This window comes from Microbacterium sp. PA5 (genome assembly GCF_049860775.1).
Lineage (GTDB): Bacteria > Actinomycetota > Actinomycetes > Actinomycetales > Microbacteriaceae > Microbacterium.
In genome coordinates, this window is the sequence record NZ_CP187567.1 from 3,151,765 (window position 1) to 3,172,555 (window position 20,791).

22 protein-coding genes are annotated in these 20,791 nt (G+C 72.0%); 10 read left to right on the forward strand and 12 right to left on the reverse strand.

All coding sequences use genetic code 11. The features are described 5' to 3' along the window. Positions 1-37: 37 nt before the first annotated feature. The gene (locus ACPWUT_RS14875; RefSeq protein ID WP_425839119.1) at positions 38-1,663 is read right to left on the reverse strand and encodes an alpha-amylase family glycosyl hydrolase; all 1,626 of its coding nucleotides are present in this window, start codon (positions 1,661-1,663) and stop codon (positions 38-40) included. A 134-nt stretch (positions 1,664-1,797) separates the two neighbouring features. On the opposite strand from ACPWUT_RS14875, the gene ACPWUT_RS14880 reads away from it, so the two are divergent. From ACPWUT_RS14880 to ACPWUT_RS14905, 6 genes are read left to right on the forward strand one after another with little or no spacing between them, the layout of a single operon-like run. After that, complete coding sequence (locus ACPWUT_RS14880) at positions 1,798-2,838, forward strand: LacI family DNA-binding transcriptional regulator (protein ID WP_284528361.1); 1,041 nt, start codon at positions 1,798-1,800, stop codon at positions 2,836-2,838. 47 nt (positions 2,839-2,885) lie between these two features. Continuing rightward, positions 2,886-4,583: an ABC transporter substrate-binding protein gene (locus ACPWUT_RS14885; protein WP_425839123.1), complete on the forward strand. Its 1,698-nt coding sequence runs from the start codon at positions 2,886-2,888 to the stop codon at positions 4,581-4,583. 3 nt (positions 4,584-4,586) lie between these two features. Further along, positions 4,587-5,573 carry an ABC transporter permease gene (locus tag ACPWUT_RS14890; RefSeq protein WP_284528363.1) on the forward strand — a complete coding sequence of 329 codons (987 nt, stop codon included), beginning with the start codon at positions 4,587-4,589 and terminating at the stop codon, positions 5,571-5,573. Between the two features lie 16 nt (positions 5,574-5,589). After that, complete coding sequence (locus ACPWUT_RS14895; RefSeq protein ID WP_284528364.1) at positions 5,590-6,573, forward strand: ABC transporter permease; 984 nt, start codon at positions 5,590-5,592, stop codon at positions 6,571-6,573. Between the two features lie 2 nt (positions 6,574-6,575). Next, positions 6,576-8,300: an ABC transporter ATP-binding protein gene (locus ACPWUT_RS14900; protein ID WP_425839127.1), complete on the forward strand. Its 1,725-nt coding sequence runs from the start codon at positions 6,576-6,578 to the stop codon at positions 8,298-8,300. Next, positions 8,297-9,565: a glucoamylase family protein gene (locus tag ACPWUT_RS14905; RefSeq protein ID WP_425839130.1), complete on the forward strand. Its 1,269-nt coding sequence runs from the start codon at positions 8,297-8,299 to the stop codon at positions 9,563-9,565. The genes ACPWUT_RS14900 and ACPWUT_RS14905 overlap by 4 nt, the downstream gene beginning before the upstream one ends. 106 nt (positions 9,566-9,671) lie before the next feature. On the opposite strand, the gene ACPWUT_RS14910 is transcribed toward ACPWUT_RS14905, so the two are convergent. Beyond that, positions 9,672-10,742 carry a histidinol-phosphate transaminase gene (locus ACPWUT_RS14910; protein WP_425839133.1) on the reverse strand — a complete coding sequence of 357 codons (1,071 nt, stop codon included), beginning with the start codon at positions 10,740-10,742 and terminating at the stop codon, positions 9,672-9,674. Beyond that, entirely contained in the window at positions 10,739-10,906 is a 168-nt protein-coding gene (locus ACPWUT_RS14915) for a hypothetical protein (protein ID WP_284528368.1), read from the reverse strand. Before ACPWUT_RS14915 ends, ACPWUT_RS14910 begins: the two co-directional genes overlap by 4 nt. Here ACPWUT_RS14915 and ACPWUT_RS14920 point away from each other — a divergent pair. After that, positions 10,905-11,300, forward strand: coding sequence for a phage holin family protein (locus tag ACPWUT_RS14920; protein ID WP_284528369.1), 396 nt, complete (start codon positions 10,905-10,907; stop codon positions 11,298-11,300). The genes ACPWUT_RS14915 and ACPWUT_RS14920 overlap by 2 nt on opposite strands. Here ACPWUT_RS14920 and ACPWUT_RS14925 read toward each other — a convergent pair. Then, positions 11,269-12,591, reverse strand: coding sequence for a hypothetical protein (locus tag ACPWUT_RS14925; protein ID WP_425839136.1), 1,323 nt, complete (start codon positions 12,589-12,591; stop codon positions 11,269-11,271). The two genes, ACPWUT_RS14920 and ACPWUT_RS14925, sit on opposite strands and share 32 nt — an antisense overlap. Further along, positions 12,588-12,845: a hypothetical protein gene (locus ACPWUT_RS14930; RefSeq protein ID WP_425839138.1), complete on the reverse strand. Its 258-nt coding sequence runs from the start codon at positions 12,843-12,845 to the stop codon at positions 12,588-12,590. Before ACPWUT_RS14930 ends, ACPWUT_RS14925 begins: the two co-directional genes overlap by 4 nt. Before the next feature lie 140 nt (positions 12,846-12,985). On the opposite strand from ACPWUT_RS14930, the gene ACPWUT_RS14935 reads away from it, so the two are divergent. Continuing rightward, positions 12,986-13,465: a low molecular weight protein-tyrosine-phosphatase gene (locus ACPWUT_RS14935; RefSeq protein WP_284528803.1), complete on the forward strand. Its 480-nt coding sequence runs from the start codon at positions 12,986-12,988 to the stop codon at positions 13,463-13,465. 32 nt (positions 13,466-13,497) lie between these two features. Then, positions 13,498-14,889: an adenylosuccinate lyase gene (purB, locus tag ACPWUT_RS14940; protein WP_425839140.1), complete on the forward strand. Its 1,392-nt coding sequence runs from the start codon at positions 13,498-13,500 to the stop codon at positions 14,887-14,889. A gap of 46 nt (positions 14,890-14,935) precedes the next feature. Here the strand turns inward: purB and ACPWUT_RS14945 are convergent, their stop codons facing one another. Continuing rightward, on the reverse strand, positions 14,936-15,322 hold the full coding sequence (locus ACPWUT_RS14945; RefSeq protein ID WP_284528373.1) for a hypothetical protein: 387 nt from the start codon (positions 15,320-15,322) through the stop codon (positions 14,936-14,938). Beyond that, entirely contained in the window at positions 15,319-15,966 is a 648-nt protein-coding gene (locus tag ACPWUT_RS14950; RefSeq protein WP_425839143.1) for an acyl-CoA synthetase, read from the reverse strand. Before ACPWUT_RS14950 ends, ACPWUT_RS14945 begins: the two co-directional genes overlap by 4 nt. A gap of 64 nt (positions 15,967-16,030) precedes the next feature. On the opposite strand from ACPWUT_RS14950, the gene ACPWUT_RS14955 reads away from it, so the two are divergent. Next, positions 16,031-17,182, forward strand: coding sequence for a PQQ-dependent sugar dehydrogenase (locus ACPWUT_RS14955; RefSeq protein WP_425839146.1), 1,152 nt, complete (start codon positions 16,031-16,033; stop codon positions 17,180-17,182). Positions 17,183-17,192: 10 nt separating this feature from the next. On the opposite strand, the gene ACPWUT_RS14960 is transcribed toward ACPWUT_RS14955, so the two are convergent. From ACPWUT_RS14960 to ACPWUT_RS14980, 5 genes are all read right to left on the reverse strand, one after another. Continuing rightward, positions 17,193-17,639 (reverse strand): iron chaperone, encoded by a 447-nt coding sequence (locus ACPWUT_RS14960; RefSeq protein WP_284528376.1) that lies wholly within the window; start codon positions 17,637-17,639, stop codon positions 17,193-17,195. Beyond that, positions 17,632-18,063, reverse strand: coding sequence for a VOC family protein (locus tag ACPWUT_RS14965; RefSeq protein ID WP_425839149.1), 432 nt, complete (start codon positions 18,061-18,063; stop codon positions 17,632-17,634). The genes ACPWUT_RS14960 and ACPWUT_RS14965 overlap by 8 nt, the downstream gene beginning before the upstream one ends. A gap of 10 nt (positions 18,064-18,073) precedes the next feature. Next, the gene (locus ACPWUT_RS14970) at positions 18,074-18,448 is read right to left on the reverse strand and encodes a helix-turn-helix transcriptional regulator (RefSeq protein WP_425842314.1); all 375 of its coding nucleotides are present in this window, start codon (positions 18,446-18,448) and stop codon (positions 18,074-18,076) included. Between the two features lie 115 nt (positions 18,449-18,563). Then, positions 18,564-19,889 (reverse strand): DUF6716 putative glycosyltransferase, encoded by a 1,326-nt coding sequence (locus ACPWUT_RS14975; protein WP_284528378.1) that lies wholly within the window; start codon positions 19,887-19,889, stop codon positions 18,564-18,566. Then, the gene (locus tag ACPWUT_RS14980; protein WP_284528379.1) at positions 19,886-20,758 is read right to left on the reverse strand and encodes an N-acetylneuraminate synthase family protein; all 873 of its coding nucleotides are present in this window, start codon (positions 20,756-20,758) and stop codon (positions 19,886-19,888) included. The genes ACPWUT_RS14975 and ACPWUT_RS14980 overlap by 4 nt, the downstream gene beginning before the upstream one ends. Between the last annotated feature and the right edge of the window lie 33 nt (positions 20,759-20,791).

The window sequence follows — 20,791 nt, forward strand, 5'->3', positions numbered from 1 at the left end:
CGCGGCTCCTCTCGGGAGTGGTCGGTGACGGGGGTGGTCAGCGTTCGGTGGGGGTCGGCACGGGCGCGAGGTCGACGACGGCGCAGCCGAAGGCGTCCAGGCGCAGGATGCCGCCGGCGATCTCGGCGCGGAAGGCGACCGGGAGGGTCGCATCGGTGTCGCCGATGTCGCCGGAGAGGTCGACCTCGCGCGGGGTGTCCGACGGATTCAGTGCGACCAGCAGCGAGCCGCGCGTGAAGACGAACGGGTATCCGGTCGTTCGCACCGCGACGGGAGCGCGCGCCGAGAGCCGCTCGTCGGCGCGGCGCACCGCGATCGCGGCACGCACGAACCGCAGGAGCGACTCGGGGTCCTCGAGCTGGTCGGCGACCGTCGGCCGCAGCGGGTCGGGGTCCTGCGGCAGGTAGCGGGACTCGAAGGCGGGCGCAGCCGTGCCGGGAAGCTCGCCCCACTGCATCGGCGTCCGTGAGCCCGCGCGCTCGTAGGTCGGCCCGAGCGATGAGCCCTCGAGCGAGGCGAGGCCCGGCACGTAACGCATCCCGATCTCGTCGCCGTAGTAGATCGACGGCAGCGCCGGCCACGTGAGCGCGAGCAGCAGCGCGCTCCGCGCCTGCTCCGCGTCCCTCCCGCCGGCGACCAGGCGCGTGAAGTCGTGGTTGGCCGTCGGCAGGCCCGGGATGCCGGTCGAGCCGGCCGCGGCGATGGCGGCGGCGGCACGCTCCCAGGCGGCGACGAAGACGGCGGCGTCGCCGGTGCCCGCGGCATCCGCCCACGCGGCGGGCTCGCCCCAGGCCTCGTGGACGGTCCCGGCGCCGTTGTTCCACAGCGACTTGAGGGGCGCTCCGTCGTCGTCCCCGCCGAACTGGAGGAAGAAGTCGACGTCGAAGCCGGCGGGCACCGCGCGGGCGGGGTCGCCCCACTCCGAGATGAGGATGTTGCCCGGATGCCGGGCGTCGAGCCGCGCGCGGACCTCGGCCCAGAGCCGGCCGGTCTCGACGTGGCCGGGGTCGTCCTTCACGAGCGAGGCGGCCATGTCGACGCGGAAGCCCTGCACGCCCCGGTCGTACCAGCGGGAGATGATCTCGACGAGGGCGTCGCGATTGCGGCGCGGCCCGGCGGCGTCGACCGGCTGCCGCCAGGGCTCGGACGGGTCGGTGCGGGCGAATCCGAAGTTGAGCGCGGGCTGGAACTCGAAGAAGTTCGGCTTGTAGAAGTGTCCCCGCGCGCCCGGACCCGCCACGAACCCCGGCGCCGGCGTGGGGCTCCAGACGTAACGGTCGTCGGCGGGATCGTCGGCGGAGGCGAGGAACCACGGATGCCGGTCGGAGGTGTGCCCCGCGACGAGGTCGAGCACGATCGCGATCCCGCGCTCGTCGGCTGCCGCGATGAGGCGATCGAGGGCCGCGTCGCCGCCGTAGCGCGGGTCGACGTGATCGAAGTCGGCGACGTCGTAGCCGGCGTCGCGCATCGGGGACACGAAGCACGGATTGAGCCACACGGCGTCCACCCCGAGCCAGGCCAGGTAGTCGAGCCGCGCGGCGACGCCGTCGAGGTCTCCCATGCCGTCGCCGTCGGCGTCGGCGAAGCTCTGCGGATAGGCCTGATAGAGCACGACGCGGTCGAGTCGATCCCGCAGCGTGAGCATCGTCGGTGATGCGGTCATCGGAGACTCCTCTTGATGTAACCGGTTACACTGCGTTACAGTACCCGATGTATCCGGTTACATCCACCAGGATCACCGCGATTCACCGACACCGACCCGCCGCAGACGACGGGCGACGAGGAAGGGAGGGCGACATGGCGAAGCGGCCGACGAACCCCGGCAAGCCGACCATCCGCGACATCGCGCGCGAGGCCGGTGTGTCCGTCGCGACGGTCTCGCGCGTGACCCATGACGATCCCCGCGTCACCGTCGACACCAAGCTCCGCGTGCAGGAGGCGATCGACCGCCTCGACTACCGTCCCTCCGCGCTCGGCCGCGCGCTGTCGTACCAGCGCACCAACACGCTCGGCATCGTCCTCCCCGGCCTCGGCGGCCCCTACTTCGCGCAGCTCATCGAGGGCGCCGAGTCGGTCGCCGTCGCCCGTGGCGTCGTCATCAACGTGCTCGGCACGCACCTGCGCCCCGATGCCGTCGCCGCCGTCCGCCAGCTCGCCGAGCGCACCGACGGCCTGATCATCGCCGGCGGGACGATCCCGGACGACGAGCTCGCCCGCCTCGCCCGGACCGTGCGCGTCGTCCTCGTCGCCGGCGAGGCGCCCGGCGTGCCGTGGGTCCGCACCGACGGCCGCACCGCCGCCGCCGAGATCACCGCGCACCTGATCGAGACCCACGGCCACCGCCGCCTGCGCTTCGTCGGCGAGCCGACCGGCTCCCCCGACACCACCGAGCGCTACGCCGGCTTCCGCGCCGCGCTCGCCGCGCACGGCCTCGAGGAGGCGGGCGAGCCCCTCCGCTACGGGCTCGACGTCCCGAGCGGTGCGGTCGCCGCCCGCGACCTCGACCGCTCCGGCGCCCTGCCCGACGCCCTCGTGTGCGCCAACGACGAGCTCGCGATCGGCCTGCTGGCCACCCTTCCCGGGCTCGGGCACCGCATCCCCGCCGACGTCGCCATCACCGGCTTCGACGACACGGCGCTGGCCGAGCTGGCCTCCCCGCGTCTCACGACGGTCCACCAGCCCATCGTCGAGCTCGGCGCCCGCGCCGCCGCCGGCGCGCTCGACGACGCCGCATGGGGAGAGCCCCTGGCCGATGGCGCCGCCCCTGTCAACCTTCTGGCCACGACCCTGGTGATCCGCGAATCTTGCGGATGCGCCGCTGAGGGAGTGGCCGGCTGAAGCCCCCCGCCGGGTGCTTCCCGGCCCAACGGAACGAGGAGGTTCCGATGAAGAAGCGAACGAGGACGATCGTGTGCGCCGCCGCGCTCACGTCGCTGGTCGCCACGTCGGGCTGTGCCAACATCGGGCTCGAGCCGCCGCCCCCGGCGGAAGAGGGCTACATCGCCGAGATCCGGATGCCGTCCGAGGCGACCTCGTCGGTGCAGGGGCTCATCAACTACAACTACCTCGCCCCGAACGCGACGGTGCAGACGTGGCTGTTCGAGCCGCTGATGATCCGCGACCGGTTCACGTGCGAGGCGGTGCCGTGGCTCGCGACCTCGTACGAGTGGCCGAGCACCGACCGGATGATCGTGCACCTGCGCGAGGGGGTGGAGTGGAACGACGGCGAGCCGTTCACGGCCGACGACGTCGTCTACACCTTCAACGCCGGCAAGGAGTTCCCCGCGGCGGACCGCAACGGGGTCTGGGGCGAGTTCTACGGCGCCGCCGCGACGTCGGTCACGGCGCTCGACGAGCTCACGGTGGAGTTCCGCTTCGGCGGCCCCGCCGTGCCGAAGACCGACGACATCCTGCAGAACACGAAGATCCTCCCCGAGCACGTCTACGCCGATCAGGGCGACCCGACGGCGTTCGTCGACACCGAAGGCGTCGGCACCGGGCCATTCGTGCCCAGCGAGTACAACGGCCGGCGCCTCGTCATGGAGCGCAACGACAACTACTGGGATGCCGAGAACCTGAAGATCCAGCGGATCTCGATGGAGGGGCAGTACGACGCCAACTCCGGTGCGCTGAAGATCCGCTCGGGCGCGCTCGACATGTACCGCGGCGACATCCCGAACCCGCCGCGCTCGATCGTCGCGGCGGACCCCGACAACGCGCACTACTTCTTCCCGCCGGACTCCTCGACGGTCATCGCGATCAACAACGAGCGACCGGTCCTGAGCGACCCCGCGTTCCGCGAGGGCATCGCGTACGCGCTCGACCGCGAGGCGCTGAGCGAGCGCGCCAGCTACGGGATCATGGAGCCCGCCAGCCAGACGATGCTCCTCCTCCCCTTCCAGGAGGCGGAGGTGCCCGAGAAGTGGAAGGGCAAGGAGTACATCCCCTACGACCCCGACGAGGCGAACCGCCTGCTCGACGAGGCCGGGTACGAGAGGAACGCCGACGGCTGGAGGGTCGACGAGAACGGCGAGCCGCTCTCGTTCGTCTTCAGCGTGCAGGCCGGGTGGATGGACTTCATCGCCATGGCCGACGTGATCGTGCGGAACCTCCGCGACGTCGGCGTGCAGATCAAGATGGTCGCCACCGACCCCAACGCGGTCGACGGCATGCAGCGCTCGGGCGACTTCGACATGGTGCTCGACTTCGTCGGCGGCGGATGCCAGCGCGCCCGCGATCTCGGCTCGCGCCTCGTGTCGACGCAGATCTCGCACGACCAGGAGCTGCTCCTGAACCGCGCGCGCTTCGAGGACCCCGCCATCGACGCCCTGGTCGCCGAGTGGTCGAACACGACCGACGAGGCCGAGGCGAAGGCGTACCAGGACCGGATCATCGACGTCTTCATGACCGAGTTCCCCTACATCGCGCTGCAGTACGCGCCGAGCCGCCTGATCTACCGCACCGACAACGCGGTCGGGTGGCCCACCGAGGAGGAGCCGTACCCCGTCGACCAGCCCCTGCGGCTCGCGACGAAGCTCCGACCGCCCGCCGACGGCGCGGATGCCGCGCAGAGCGGGGAGTGAGCCATGGTGTACTACGCGAGGAAGATCGGCTACTTCGTCCTCACGCTGTGGGCCGCGGTCACGCTGAACTTCATCATTCCACGCCTGCAGCCCGGAGACCCGGCCGAGATCATGGTCCGCCAGCTCACCGGGAAGGGCGAGGTCGACCCCGCCCAGGTCGCGGCGATCCGCACGATGCTCGGCTACGGCGACGAGAACGTGCTCGTCGCATACGTCAAGTACCTCGGGCAGATGATCCGGGGCGACTTCGGCATCTCCTTCACGTACTTCCCCTTCCCGGTGACCGACGTGATCTGGAAGGCCCTGCCGTGGACGCTCGTGCTCGTCGGACTGACGCAGCTGCTGTCGTTCGTCCTGGGGACGCTCCTCGGCGCGATCGCGGCGTGGCGCCGCAACAGCCGGTTCGACGCGACCATCTCGGTCGGCTCCACCTTCGTCGGCAACCTGCAGTCGGTCTGGATCGGCCTGATGATCCTGTACGTCTTCGCCTACCAGCTGGGGTGGTTCCCCGCCTCCGGAGGGTACGGGTACACCGACGAGGAGTTCAGCCTCATCCACGCCGCCGACGTGATCTCGCACGGGTTCCTCCCCGCGCTCACCCTCATGATCACGGCGCCGATCGGCTTCATCCTGTCGATGCGGAACACGATGGTGCAGGTGCTCGGCGAGGACTACATCCGCCTCGGCGCGGCTGCCGGCCTCAAGCAGCGCACGCTCGCCCTCGGCTACGCGGCCCGCAACGCCCTGCTGCCGGTCGTCACGAGCTTCGCGCTCTCGCTCGGCGTCCTCATGGGCGGCTCGATCCTCATCGAGACCGTCTTCGACTACCCCGGCATGGGCCGGCTCATGGGCGAGGCGACCGCCGCCCGCGACTTCCCGCTCATGCAGACGATCCTGCTCGCGACGATCGTCATCGTCCTGACGGCGAACTTCATCGTCGATCTCCTCTATCCGCTCATCGACCCGCGTGCGCGCCGGGCGAAGGCCTGAAAGGCAGGTGACAGCGATGTCCCCCGACGACATGGAGCAGGTGCCCGAAGCGCGCGCCTCGATGCCCACCGCCACGCGGCCCACGCGCACCTACCGGCGCAGCGTCACCGGCGACGACGCCTCGACGAGCGAGGTGGTCGCCGTCGTCCAGCCGCCGCGCTGGTACGCCGTCATCTGGTCGAGCCCGAAGGCGCGGATCGGCATCGTCATGCTGACCTTCTTCGTGCTGGTGGCCGTCTTCGCCGACGTCATCTCGCCGCACAGTCCCACCGACGCGAGCTTCGCGCCGGTCCAGGACCCGAGCGCCGATCACTGGCTCGGCACCAACACGCTCGGCTACGACCTGTGGGCCCAGCTCGTCCACGGCACGCGGCTCTCGCTCGCGATCGGTGTCCTCGGCGGCCTCGCGACGATCCTCATCGCCCTCGTGGTGGGACTCATCGCCGGTTACACCGAGGGGTCGGTCGTCGACGACGGCCTGTCGTTCCTCACGAACCTCGCCCTCGTGGTGCCGGTCCTCCCCCTCATGATGGTGATCGTCGCCTACAGCGAGACCCGTGGCCTCATGCTCCTCGTCTTCGTGGTGGCGATCACGAGCTGGGCCGGCGCCTCGCGCGAGATGCGCTCGCTGATCATCTCGATGCGCAACCGCGACTACGTCACCGCGGCGCGCTTCGGCGGCGACCGGATGTTCCGGATCGTCTTCCGCGAGATCATGCCGAACATGTCCTCGCTCATCGTGTCGGGGTTCATCGGCGCGGCGACCGGGGCGATCGCCGCCGAGGCGGGGCTCTCGTTCATGGGCTTCGGCGACCCCAACACCGTCAGCTGGGGCCAGATGCTCGCCCAGGCCGACGCCAACGGCGCGCTCGTCCAGGGTCTCTGGATCTGGCTCGTCGCTCCCGGCCTCATGCTCGCCCTGCTCATGACGTCGCTGACGTTCGTGAACTTCGGCGTCGACATGCTGAGCAACCCGCACCTGCGCGAAGAGGAGAAGTGACCATGGATACGGATGCCACGACGCACACCCCCGTGCTCTCGGTCGAGAACCTGTCGGTGCGCTACGAGCCGAAGATCGGCCACGCGGTCGACGCGGTGCGGAACGCCTCGCTCCGGGTCGCGCCGGGCGAGTTCGTCGGGCTCGCCGGCGAGTCCGGGTCGGGCAAGACGACGTTCGCGCAGGCCGTGCTCAAGCTCCTGCGGAGCCCCGGTCACGTGACCGGCGGCCGCATCCGCTGGGGCGAGCTCGACGTCACGGATCTCGACGAGGACGCCGTGCGCCCCTACCGCTGGTCGTACGTGTCGACGGTGTTCCAGTCGAGCATGAACTCGCTGAACCCGGTCGTCCGGGTGCGGAAGGTCTTCGAGGACGTCATCGGCGAGCACCGCGAGGGCGGCCGCGACGACCGGGCCGCGCGGGAGCGCGCCGAGGAGCTCTTCGACCTCGTCAGCGTCGACGAGAAGTTCCTCGACATGTACCCGCACGAGCTGTCGGGCGGCATGCGCCAGCGCGTCAACCTCGCCCTGGCGCTCGCCCTCAAGCCGCAGCTGGTGCTCTTCGACGAGCCCACCACCGGCCTCGACGTGGTCGTGCAGAAGTCGATCCTCGACAAGATCCGCGAGCTGCAGGAGCGCGAGCGGTTCGGTGCGGTCCTCATCACCCACGACATGGGGACGCTGCTGGACTTCTCCGATCGCGTCGCCGTCATGTACGAGGGCGAGATCGTCGAGGACATCGGCGCGCAGCAGGCCGTCATCGAGGGCCCCCGGCATCCGTACTCCATCCACCTCGTCGGCTCGTACGCCGAGCTCCTCGGCGAGGACGTCGCCGGCTACGAGGGCGCCGCGCTCGACGACCCCGACGAGGTGGCGCAGGAGGCACCCGTCGAGCACCACCCCGTGCTCGAGATCGCGGGGCTCGGCCGGCGCTTCGAGAAGCGGCGCGGCTTCCGCGTCGAGCACGTCGACGCGGTGAAGGACGTGTCGTTCACCCTCGAGGAGGGCGTCGTCACGGCGCTCGTCGGCCAGTCCGGCTCGGGGAAGTCGACGATCGCGCGGATCCTCACCCGCATCGACTCGCCCACGGCCGGCTCGGTGCTCTACCACCCGCTGCGCCGGGGCGAGGGCTCCGAACCCGAGCCGGTCGACGTGACGAAGCTGCGCGGCACGCTCTCGCGCGAGTACCTGCGGAGCGTCCAGTACGTCTTCCAGGACCCCTACGCGGCGCTGAACCCGACGCTCACCGTCGGCTACTCGCTGGCGCGCCCGCTCATGAACTTCCTGCACGTGGGCAAGCGCGAGGCCATCGAGCGGGCCGCGAGCCTCCTCGAGACCGTGGGACTCACCCCGGCCGGCCGGTACATCGGCCGCCTGCCGCACGAACTGTCCGGCGGACAGCGCCAGCGCGTCGTGATCGCCCGCGCGCTGGCCGCCGAGCCCCGGCTCGTCATCGCCGACGAGCCGATCGCGAGTCTCGACGTCTCGATCCGCGCCGAGATCCTCGAGGTGCTCCAGAGCCTCGTGAAGGACCACGGCGTCGGGATGCTGTACATCACCCACGATCTCCTCAGCGCGAAGAGCCTCGCCAACCACGCCCTCGTGCTGCGCGACGGCGAGCTGATCGAGTCCGGGCCCGCCGACGAGGTCATCGACAACCCCCGCGAGGACTACACCCGGCAGCTGCTGGATGCCATCCCCAACCCCTTCGAGAAGAGGAGCGCTGCATGACCGCCCCCCTCCGGGTCGCCGACCTGGCCACCGACATCCGCGAGCTCACCGAGGCCGAGGTCGACGCCTCGATCCGGTGGCTCTGGGCCCACGCGACCCCGGACGGCGACGGCTGCGGCCTCGTGCTCGATCGCGACGACCTGCCGGGGGTCGCGACGGTCGCCGCCACGGGCTTCGCGCTGGCCGCGTGGTGCGTGGGCGTCGAGCGCGGGATCCTCGATCACGACGAGGTGCTCACGCGGGCGCGCGGGACGCTCCGCACCCTCGAGGAGTCGGTGCCGCACCGCAACGGCTTCCTCGCGCACTTCGTCGACGCCGCCACCGGCGAGCGTCAGGGCCGGTCGGAGTACTCGACGATCGACACGACGCTCGCGCTCTGCGGGGCGGTCGTCGCGGCATCCTTCTTCGGAGATGCCGACCTCGACGCGCGTCTGGAGCGCCTGCTCTCGCGCATCGACTGGCGGTGGCTGTCGGCAGAGCGCGACGGCCGCACCGTGCTGCGGATGGCGTGGGTGTCGGACCGCGAGGACGACTACGCCGACGGCGCCGACGAGGCCGGGTTCGTGAGCGCGTGGTCGATGACGGCCGAGCAGCTGACGATGTACCTCCTCGCCGCGGGTCACGCGGACGTCTCCGAGGGGCTCGCCCGCGATCTCTGGCGCGGCTTCGACAAGCCGATCGGATCGTACGGCGGGCACGAGTGCGTCTACGAGCCCGGAGGGACGCTCTTCACCTACCACTTCCCGCTCGCGTTCTATCCCTTCCAACGGGTGCGCGACCTCGACGGCCGCGACTGGTGGGCGAACGCCCGCGAGGCGTCGCTCGCCTCGCAGGCGTGGTGCGCCGACCAGGCGGATCGCTGGAAGACCTACGCCGCGGGGCTCTGGGGTCCGGCGGCGGGGCTCGGACCCGCCGGCTACGTCGTGAACGGCGCGCGCCCCTCGGCACGCGAACCGCACGCCGACGGCACGATCCCGCCGGTCTCGCTCTTCGGCGCCCTGCCGCTCGCGCCCGACGCCGTGGCGCCGGCCCTCCGGCTGCTCCGCGACGAGCACCCGGGCGCGTGGAACGAGTGGGGCGCGACCGACGGCGTCAACCTCGAGGGCGACGCGCCCTGGTACGCACCGCCGCGCTACGGCCTGAACAAGGGCGCGACCGCGCTCCTCGGGGCGGCGGCGCTCGGGTCGACGCTCGTCTGGGACGCGTTCTCGCGGCATCCCTGGATCGCCCGCGGCGCCGACAAGCTGGGCTTCACCCCCGCGTGATCCTCACGTCGGCGAGCCGACACGCTGCGTACGAACCGACACGCTCTGTGCGGTCCGGATCGTGTCGGCTCGCGCGGATCGTGTCGGCTCGGCGAAGGGGGGTAGCTCAGGTGGTGGCGGCGGTGGCGGTGGCGGTGGCGACGACGCGGTCGAGGGACTCTTCCTCGCCCACGGAGACGCGGATGCCGTCGCCGGGGAAGGCGCGCACGATCAGCCCGGCGGCCTCGAACGCGGCCGCGACCTCGACGGTCCGCTCCCCCGCGGGGAGCCAGACGAAGTTGCCCTGCGCCTGCGGCACGTCCCACCCGGCGTCGCGCAGCCGCGCTGCCAGGCGATCACGGCGCTCCGCGATCACGCGCACCCGGTCGAGCAGCTCGTCCTCGGCGTCGAGACTCGCGAGCGCCGCCTGCTCCGCCGCCGCGGTGACCGAGAGCGGGATGCCGGTGGCGCGCGCGGCATCCAGGATGCGCGGATGGCCGATCGCGTACCCGACGCGCAGTCCGGCGAGGCCGTACGCCTTCGAGAACGTCCGCAGCACGACGACGTTCTCTCGTCCGGACGCCAGCACGCGGCGGCCGTCGACGGCGTCCGGATCGGTCACGAACTCCGCGTACGCCTCGTCGAGCACGACGAGCAGGTCGCTCGGCACAGCGTCGAGGAACGCGTCGAACTCCGCCTGGGTGACGACGGGACCGGTCGGGTTGTTGGGACTGCAGACGATGACGATGCGCGTGCGGTCTGTGACCGCGGCGGCCATGGCGACGAGGTCATGCCGTCCGTCCGGCGTGCACGGCACCGTGACGGCGGTCGCGCCCGCGACGACGGCCAGCCCGGGGTACGCCTCGAACGAGCGCCACGCGAAGACGACCTCGTCGCCCGGCCCGCTCGTCGCCTGCGTGAGCTGGTACAGGATCGAGACCGATCCCGCAGCGACGTGCACGCTGTCGGATGCCACGCCGAACCGCTCCGCGAGCCGCGCACGCAGCCGCGGCGACGAGGCGTCGGGGTAGCGGTTGACGCCGGTCGCCGACTGGATCGCCGTGACGACCGACGGCAGCGGATCGAAGGGGTTCTCGTTGCTCGACAGCTTGAACGCGTCGGCGCCGGCCTGCTTGCCCTGCCGGTAGGCGGGGAGGGCGGCGATCTCGGGGCGGAGGCGGACGGGCAGCTCGGTCACGCGTCGAGTCTACGGACGGCGACGCGCTCCCGTCGTCGGCGGTCGCGCGCCCGCCCGTCGACGCCGCGTTCGAGCTGGTGCTCGCAGTGGCTCCGGGCCAGGTCGCGCCGGACGACATCGCTGATGCCCTCGGCGGGCACTCCGTGCCACAATGACGTCACCATGAGATTCCTGATCCGGGTCATCGTCAACGCGTTCGCCATCTGGGTCGTCACCCTGATCCAGCCGCTGAACGTCGACGTCATCGCGTTCGCACCCGGCGAGACGCTGCAGCTCGTTCTGACGCTGCTCGCCGTGGCCGCCGTGTTCGCGATCGTGAACACCTTCATCGGCACGGTGATCAAGATCGTCGCCTTCCCGCTCTACATCCTCACTCTCGGCCTCATCTCGCTCGTCATCAACGGCCTGCTGCTGTGGATCACGGCATGGGTGACGCACTGGTGGTCGTGGGGTCTGCGCGTCGAGGACTTCTGGCTCGGCGTCGTGGCGGCCCTCGTGATCTCGCTGATCAACTGGATTTTCGGGATCATCCTCCGCCCCCAGCTGAAGCGCCGCTGACCCCGCGCCGGGCGGCCGTCGCCGGCGTCCCGTGGTCGCGGCGCGCGCCGTAGACGATCGCGGTCGCCGCCCCGGCCGACGCCAGCCCGGCCAGGTGCGCCCGGACGGCGTCGACTCGCGGGTCGTCCGACGCGTCGACCATCGCGGCGGTCCGGCGATAGGCGTCCATGTGGTGCACGCCGAGCGCGAGGTCGCCCACGCGGGGCTGCGGATCGGCGACCCGCTCGACCACGAAGCTCCCCGGCGCGCCACCCGCCACCGGCACCCCGCCCGCCGACAGTGCCACGACCGGATCGTCGGTGTGCCGCACGGTCACCGTCAGCACATCATCGAGCTCTGCCTCGATGGGGCTCGCGAACGTGATGAGCGTCCCGACGTCGTATCCGCTCTCGCGGGCGAAGCGGGTGGCGATCATGGCGCCCTGCGAATGGCCCACCAGATGGATGCGGTCGCCGGCCAGCGCGCCGGCCGCCGCCAGGGCCCGGCCGGTCGCGTCGTAGGAGGACGAGGCTTGGCCGAGGTAGAGCTCGCCGTTGGACGCCATGTCCCACGGCTCGGCGTAGGGCGTTCCCAGGTCCTTGGTGCCGGCGATGTAGACGACGTGCTCGCGCCGGCCCGGCGCCGTCTCGTACGTCTCCACTCGGACCCGGTCGTCGCCCCCTCCCGGGATCCGCGCGGCGACCTCCGCCAGCGTCCGCGGCGCGGACACCTCCGAGCGGGCGAGCTCGGTGACCACCGTGGTGCGCGCCGCCGGCACGAGCGGCGGATCGTCACGCCGGATCGTCCCCCGGTCGATGATCCGGATCAGACCGCCGACGCCGCCGAGCAGAGCCGCCGCCATCCAGAGGGGCGCCACGGCACCGGAGAGCTGGCGACCGACTTCGGCATGGCGTCCGTCACGCCAGGCGTCCCACAGCGCCGCCGCCTCGACGGCGACGGTGTCGGCGCCCGCGTGCAGCTCGTCGAGGGCTCGCGCGGCGTGCCGCTCGAGCCGCTCGTAGACCTCCGCCCGGTGACGCAGCGCCCGTGCGAGTGCCGCGGCGCGTTCCTCGGCCTCCTCGGCCGTCCCCGCCGGGTCGGGGAGCAAGAGTCCGCCCTCCCGCGACACGAGGCCCGCCCGCCGCAGCAGGGCGGACACGGCGGCGCACTCCGCCGCGAGCAGGTCGAGGACCCCCGCGACGTGTCGCAGCGCGCCGGTGTCGACCGCGATCAGCCCCCCGGCCCGGATCTCGAGGTCCCCACCGCCGCTCCCGCCGCCGCCGCTCCCGCCACCGCCCCCGTCGCCCCTCACCCGGACGCGCCCGTCGACCCTGCCGCTCGCGCCTGCGCCGCCGCCAGCGCGGCCTCCCACCGGTCGAGCTCGTCGTCGATCCGCCGGAGGCTCCGCGTCCACTCCCCCAGCGCGTCGGCGAACTCGTCGGCGGCCCGGGAGCGCCATCTCGTCGCGGCCTCGAGCCCCGGCACGCGGGAGCGGATCGCTCCGAGCTCGTCGCGAGTGCGCAGCAGGATGGCGCGCGCTTCGGTGAGCATCTCGGAGTCGGTCATCCCCCCAGCGTCGGCCGCGCGGCGCCGCGGGATCCGCGATCCGCACCTCATCGTGGACACCCGTCCGGCGCCGCGCCCTGTGCAGGAGTCGCCGGCTCCCCCACAATAGGGAGGTGGCTACGCGTGACGACCCCTTCCGGGTGGTGTTCGTCTGCACCGGGAACATCTGCCGCTCGCCGATGGCCGAGGTCGTGTTCCGCTGGTTCGCCGATCAGGCGGGTCTGGGCGATCGCGTCGTGTCCACGAGCGCGGGCACGGGCGACTGGCACGTCGGCGAGCGCGCCGACAGCCGCACGCTCGCGGCGCTGACCGGCCGCGGGTACGACGGCTCGCGACACCGGGCCCGGCAGTTCACCCTCGGCGACTTCGACCGCCACGACCTCATCGTCGCCCTCGACCGCTCCCACGAGCGCATCCTCGCGGGGTGGGCGCGCACGCCCGCCGACACCGACAAGCTCGCGCTCCTGCTCTCGTTCGACCCGTCTGCCGACGGCAACCTCGACGTGCCCGACCCCTACTACGCGGGCCCTGCGATGTTCGACGAGGTGCTCGGTATGATCGAGAGTGCGAGCCGGGCGCTCTTCCGGCAGCTCGAGCCCGCTATCCGCCCGACGTCCTGAGCGCCCGTTCTTCCCCGATCGGAGCTGTTCCTGTGACTTCTGCGTCCTCTCTGCCGCCTCAGCCCCTGAGCCCCCTCGACGGGCGCTACCGCGCCGCCGTGTCGGGTCTCGGCGACTTCCTCTCGGAGGCCGGCCTGAATCGTGCGCGGGTCGAGGTGGAGGTCGAGTGGATCATCGCGCTGACCGACCGCTCGCTGTTCGGCTCGTCGCCGCTGACCGACGCCGACAAGGAGGCCCTGCGCGGCCTCTACCGCGACTTCGGGCAGGCCGAGATCGACTGGCTCGCCGAGAAGGAGGCCGTCACGCGTCACGACGTGAAGGCCGTCGAATACCTCGTGCGGGACCGGTTGGCATCGCTCGGCCTCGACGGCGTCGCCGAGCTCGCGCATTTCGCCTGCACGAGCGAGGACATCAACTCCGCCTCCTACGCCCTGACCGTCAAGCGCGCGGTCGAGCAGGTCTGGCTGCCGAAGCTCCGCGCCGTGATCGCCGCGCTCGGCGAGCTGGCCCGTGAGCACCGCGACGCCGCCATGCTGTCCCGCACGCACGGGCAGCCCGCGACGCCGTCGACGATGGGCAAGGAGCTCGCCGTGTTCGCGTGGCGCCTCGAGCGCGTCGCGGCCCAGATCGAGGGCGGCGAGTACCTGGCGAAGTTCTCCGGCGCGACCGGCACCTGGTCGGCGCACCTCTCCGCGGCGCCCGACGTGGACTGGCCCGCGCTGTCGCGCTCGTTCATCGAGGGCCTCGGCATCGACTTCAACGTGCTGACCACCCAGATCGAGTCGCACGACTGGCAGGTCGAGCTCTACGACCGCGTCCGGCACGCGGGCGGCATCCTCCACAACCTCGCCACCGACATCTGGACCTACATCGCGATGGGCTTCTTCGCGCAGATCCCCGTGGCGGGCGCGACCGGGTCGTCGACCATGCCGCACAAGATCAACCCCATCCGGTTCGAGAACGCCGAGGCGAACCTCGAGATCGCGGGCGGGCTGTTCACGACGCTGGCCTCGACCCTCGTCACCTCGCGCATGCAGCGCGACCTCACCGACTCGACGACCCAGCGCAACATCGGCGTCGCCTTCGGGCACTCCCTGCTCGCCCTCGACAACCTCCAGCGCGGGCTCACCGAGATCTCGCTCTCGCGGGATGTGCTGCTGGCCGACCTCGACGCCAACTGGGAGGTGCTCGCCGAGGCGATCCAGACCGTCGTCCGCGCCGAGATCGTCGCCGGTCGCTCGCAGATCACCGACCCGTACGCGCTGCTCAAGGAGCTCACCCGCGGACGTCGCGTCGGCGGCGCCGAGCTCGCCGAGTTCGTGCGCGGCCTCGACGTCGGCGACGAGGCGAAGGAGCGGCTCCTCGCGTTGACGCCCGCGACCTACACGGGCCTCGCCGACCGTCTCGTCGACGAGCTCGGCTGACACGGCCGCGACCGGCGATCCGCCGACGCCACGCTGATCGCGTCGGCTAGCGCTGCGGCGGGTCGGCTCCGGGATCGACCCCGCGGGCGGCGCCGTCGCCGGCGGCGGAAGCACCCGGTCCGGACGCCGGCTCCTCGTCGGGGAGCAGGACCGGCCGGTCGATCTGCTTGGTCAGCTGCGCCGGGTCGACCGCCAGCAGCAGCAGCGCGATCGTCACGAGCGTGACGATGAAGACGATCCCCGCGACCACGCCCGCCACGACCCAGGCCTTCAGATGAGGGTGCATCTCGCCCGGGGGCACGGGGCGCGGCTCCTGCAGGACTCCCATCGACATGAGGGTGATCACCCCGCCGAACAGCGCCGCGGCGAAGGCGAGGCCGATCAGCTGCGCGGGCTTCATGAGCTCGCGCCGGCTCGGTCGCGGATCTGTCATGCGTGCTCTCCTGCCGCGTCGGTGCCCGGGGGCGCGGCCGCGACCTCGGCGGGTCCGCTCTCGCGCCGCGGCGAGAAGCCCGCGATGCCGAGGAAGACCGCGATGACCGCGGCGTACCCGCCGAACAGGCCGACGCCGATCGTGATGCCCGTGAGGACGAAGCTCTGCCGCGCCTCGGTGATGAAGTACTCGAGGCTGTAGGCGGGGTTCACCAGCAGCAGCCCCACGCCGAGCGCGAGGGTCAGCGCGCCGATGAGGATGGCGTCCCGCGCGTACTCGTCCGTGGCGCGTCGGCGGATGCCGATCAGCAGTTCGAGGAAGCCGGTGAGGAGGGCCCACGCGATCACGAGCACGAAGAAGAGGGTCGTGGAGCGGAGGCCGGGGAGACCGGCGACCATGCCGGCGACGAGCGTGGGCACGCCGATCGCGATCGCGGCCGCGCGCTCTCCGGCGGGATGGACCAGCCAGACCGAGAGCAGGAGCACCAGGGCCGTCGCGATCGCCCATCCGCTGAACACCGCGAGCCCGACCTCGGCCGAATGATCGGGCGAGAAGGTGACCATGAGGGCCGCCATCGCCGCGAACAGGGCGCGCGCGAGCTGCACGTGACGCACTTCGAAGGTGCGGGTGGGGCTTGCGGACACGGTGGAGCTCATCAGGTCGGCGGACGCGGGACCGTTCCAGTCTAGTTGCGGTTACCGTGGGGTCATGAGGCGAGCGGATGCCGGGCCGGCCACCACCACGACGGCGCTGCTGGCGGGCGCCCTCCTGCTGAGCGGGTGCGGGGCGGAGCCGAGCTCGCCCGCGCCGACCAGCCCGGCCTCCGCCAGCCCCGCGCCGGCCAGCGCGTCGCCGACGCCCACGCCCACCGCGTCGCCGGTTGCGCTCCCGGAGGAGGCCGAGACGTTCGCGAGCGGCCTGGACGCGCCGTGGTCGATCGCGTGGACCGCCGACGGCACCCCGCTCGTGAGCGAACGCGACACCGGACGCATCCTGGAGCTCGACGCCGAAGGCGACGCGCGCGAGGTCGGCGTCGTCGCCGGGGTGAACCACGGCACCGAGGGCGGCCTGCTCGGTCTCGCCGTGCACGAGGGCGACCTGTTCGTGTACTTCACGGCCGACGACGGCAACCGCGTCGTGCGCTACGACCTGCGCGGGACGGCCGGCTCGCTCGCTCTCGGGGAGCGCACGACCATCCTCGAAGAGCTCCCGTACTCACCGGTCCACAACGCCGGGCGGATCGCCTTCGGTCCCGACGGCAAGCTCTACGTCCCGGTCGGCGACGCCCGCAACCCCTCGGCGGCACAGGACCCGGACGTGCGGCGGGGGAAGATCCTGCGGGTCGAGGCCGACGGGTCGGTGCCCGCCGACAACCCCACCCCGGGCTCGCCGGTGTACAGCCTGGGTCACCGCAACGTGCAGGGTCTCGTGTGGGACGCCGACGGCACCCTGTACGCCAGCGAGTTCGGTCAGAACGCGTGGGACGAGCTCAACGTGATCGAGCCCGGCGGCAACTACGGCTGGCCGCTGGTGGAGGGCACCGGCGGCGAGGGACGCGGCTTCATCGATCCGATCGCCACCTGGCCCACCGAGGACGCGAGCCCGAGCGGCATCGCCCTCGCCGGAGACACGCTGCTCATCGCGAACCTGCGCGGCGAGGTGCTGCGCGCGGTCTCGACGGCCGACCCGGGGGTGCAGAGGGAGTACTACGCCGGAGAGCTCGGCCGGCTGCGCGATGTCGCGATCGGACCCGACGGCGCCGTCTGGTTCCTGACGAACAACACCGACGGCCGCGGCGACCCGCGCGAGGGCGACGACCGCATCCTGCGGGTCGATCCCGCCTCGGTCACCGCCGACTAGCGGCGCGAGCTCAGCCGACGGCCTTCCGCACGAGCTCGCGGATCCGCTTCTCCGCCGCGTCGGTCATCTCCAGCAGCGCGTAGGACACGGCCCACATCTCACCGTCGTCCAGGTGGGCGGCCTCGTCGAACGAGACCGTGCCGTACCGCGTCTGGAACTTGGACGCCGGCTGGTAGAACACGACGATCTTGCCGTCGCGCGCGTAGGCCGGGAAGCCGTAGAAGGTCTTCGGCGCGAGGTCGGGCGCCTCCTCTGCGACGATCGCGTGCAGCCGCACGCCGATCTCCCGATCAGTGCCCTCGAGGGCGTCGATCGCGGCCACGCACGCCTCGAGCTCCTTCGCCAGCTTCGCGGCGCCCTTCAGGCCCTTCGTCGACCGCAGCTCGTCGGCGCGCTGCTGCATCGCGGCGCGCTCCTCGTCGCTGAAGCCGCTCTTCGTGTCGCGCTTCTCACTCATGTCCGTGCTCCTTCCGGGGTGTCTGCTGGAGGCGCAGGAGGTTTCCCGCCGGGTCGCGAACCGCCGCGTCCCTCACGCCGTAGTCCTGCTCGATCGGCTCCTGCACGATGTCCGCGCCCGCCGCCTCGATGCGCGCGAAGGCGGCGTCGAGATCGTCGGTGGCGAGGTTCACGCCGAAGTAGCTGCCCTTCGCGATGAGCTCGAGCAGCAGGGCGCGCTCCTCGTCGGTCACCTCGTGCCCCACCGCCGGCGGGTGCAGGACGATCGCCGTGGACGGCTGGCCGGCCGGACCGACGGTGATCCACCGCATGTCCTCGTAGCCGACGTCGAGGCGCACCTCGAAGCCGAGCACGTCGCGGTAGAAGGCGAGGGACGCCTCGGGATCGGTGTGCGGCAGGAAGCTCGAGTGGATCGTGATCTCCATGGCCAACACGTTACGACCGGGGCGCCGACGGCGCTTCTCGATTCCTGATCGGTCTGGTGACCTGCTTGGCGATGCACGGCAGCATGCCCGGACGGAACGGGGCGCCGCGCTCGCGGTACACGCTCGGGGGCACCCCGACCAGCTCGGTGAAGCGCGTGCTGAAGGTGCCGAGCGACTGGCATCCCACCGCGAAGCAGACCTCGGTGACGGACAGATCGCCGCGGCGCAGCAGTGTCATCGCCCGCTCGATGCGACGCGTCATGAGGTACGCGTAGGGCGACTCCCCGTAGGCGAGCCGGAACTGGCGGCTCAGATGGCCGGCCGACATGTGCACGCCCCGGGCGAGGGACTCGACGTCGAGCGGTCTCGCGTACTCGCGGTCCATCCGGTCGCGCACCCGGCGCAGCGCGACGAGTGTGTCGAGGTCCTGACCGGTGGCCACGGCTCGATCATCGCACGCGTCGCCGCGACCGGGTGTGCGCGCCGGCGCGTGAAGACGCTCAGCCGTCGACGCCGACGGGACGGCGGCGCAGCAGGGGCTCCTGCCGCACGGCCGGGGTGACCGTGATGTCGGTGGTCGGGTCGGCCCAGGAGTACGCGCCGCGGTTCCCCGCGAGGCGGCGCCGGGCGAGGAGGACGGCGCGCAGGGGCACCCCGACGGCCAGCGCCACGATCCCGGCGAGCGAGCGGTCCTCGTGGCCGAGGACGGTCTTCCGCTCCCATGCCACCCGCAGCGCACCGCCGCGCCGTGCGGGCTGGCGACGCTCGGGCAGCAGCCCCCGGCGCCGCAGCGCCACGAGCTCGGCGACGTCGTGCCACCAGGTGGCATCGACCGGGTCGTGGAAGTAGTTCTGGGTGAGCCAGCCGGGTGCGGGATGCCGGAAGCGCCGCGCGATGACCGCCTCGCGGTCGCCGAAGAGCCCCGAGCCGCGGAACACCGTGTTGAGGTTCTCCTTGCTGACGCCGAAGGTGTCGAGCGCGATCACCGGAACGCCGACCGCGATCGCCTCGACGGCGGCCGTGGAGCTGACGGTGACGAGCCCCTCGGCCGAAGCCAGCGCGGCCCGCATCGGCTGGTACGAGAAGACGAGGTTCTGCGGCCGGTCGCGCAGCAGCCCCTCGTACGACGCGCGGTCGTAGTGCGTCTCGTTCTCGCCGGCGCGGGAGCGCAGCTTCACGACGACGCGGCGGTCGGGACGGGCGAGGGCCGCCTCGCGGAGCATGTCGGCCACCACCGTGCGATCGGCGGTCGTGAGCGGGACGAGCGCCTGCGCGGCGAAGACGAGGTCCGTCCCCCCCACCACCGGCGGGCGGGGCGCGGCGAACGGGAGGCTGGCCAGGCCGAATCGCAGGTCCGCGTTCAGGCGCGTCGCCAGGTCGCGGAACGCCCGCTCCTCACGGTGGGAGTGCACGAGGAACAGATCCGTCTCGCGGCGGTAGGTGACCGCCCCGCGCTGGGCGGGGATCGAGATCCCGGGAAGACCCGTGACCACCACGGGGCGCGGATGCACGCGGTCGACCTCGCGCATCACGAGCCGGGCGAGCGGCCCCTTGCCGGCGATCACGACGACGTCGGCTCGCTCGCGGCTCAGCCATCCCGCGAGCGCGGCCAGCGGCAGCCGCGTCACGTCGTCGGAGGTGAAACGCGTGCCGTCGAGCGCGGACTGCTCCTGCGCCGCGCTCACCGTGAGCGGGGTGCGCACGAGCGCGATGCTGCTGTCGGCCTCCGCGATGGAGTCCAGGAGCGCGGCGGCCCACTTGACGAAGGAGTCCGCATCGGCGACTGCGACCACGCGCAGGCGCGGCGGCGTCGCGCCCGGGATCATGCCGGGACGCGCCGCAGCTTCGCCATGGGGGCGAGCTCGCCCGGGAAGACGCGCTTGACGCCGTCGCCGAGAGCCTCCTCGATCACGCGGATGTCGCGCACGAGGTGCTCGAGGCCGGCCGGCTCCAGCGAGGCCGAGTGGTCCGAGCCCCACATGGTGCGGTCGAGCGTGATGTGCCGCTCCACGGCCACGGCACCGAGGGCGACGGCGGCGAGGGAGATCTGCAGGCCGCGCTCGTGCCCCGAGTAGCCGACCGGCACGCCCGCGTAGCGCTCCCGGAGGGCGGGGATCACGCGCAGGTTCGCCTCGCCCGGCTCCATCGGGTACGTCGAGGTCGCGTGCATGAGCACGAGGTTCTCGCGGCCGAGGATCTCGACGGCGCGGTCGATCTGCTCCAGCGTCGACATGCCCGTCGAGAGGATGATCGGCTTGCCCGTTGCGCGCAGCGCCTCGAGGAGGTCGGTGTCGGTCAGCGACGCGGACGCCACCTTGTGCGCGACGACGTTGTGCTCCTCGAGGAAGTCGACCGACGGCACGTCCCACGGCGAGGCGAACCAGTCGAGGCCCGACAGGGTGGCGTAGTCGCCGATCTGCACGTACTCGTCGTGACCGAACTCGACGCGGTAGCGGTACTCGAGGTACGACATCGTGCCCCAGGGCGTCTCGCGCGGCACGTCGCGCATGTGCGTCGGCGTGGCGATCTCCGGTGTGCGCTTCTGGAACTTGACGGCGTCGGCGCCGGCGCGCTTGGCGACGTCGATGAGCTGCTTCGCGATCTCGACGTCACCGTTGTGATTCAGCCCGATCTCGGCGATGACGTAGGCGGGGTGCCCGGTGCCGAGCGTCCGCGATCCGATGGTGACGGTCATGGTGGTGGTCCTCTCGTGACGGCGCCCTGCCGA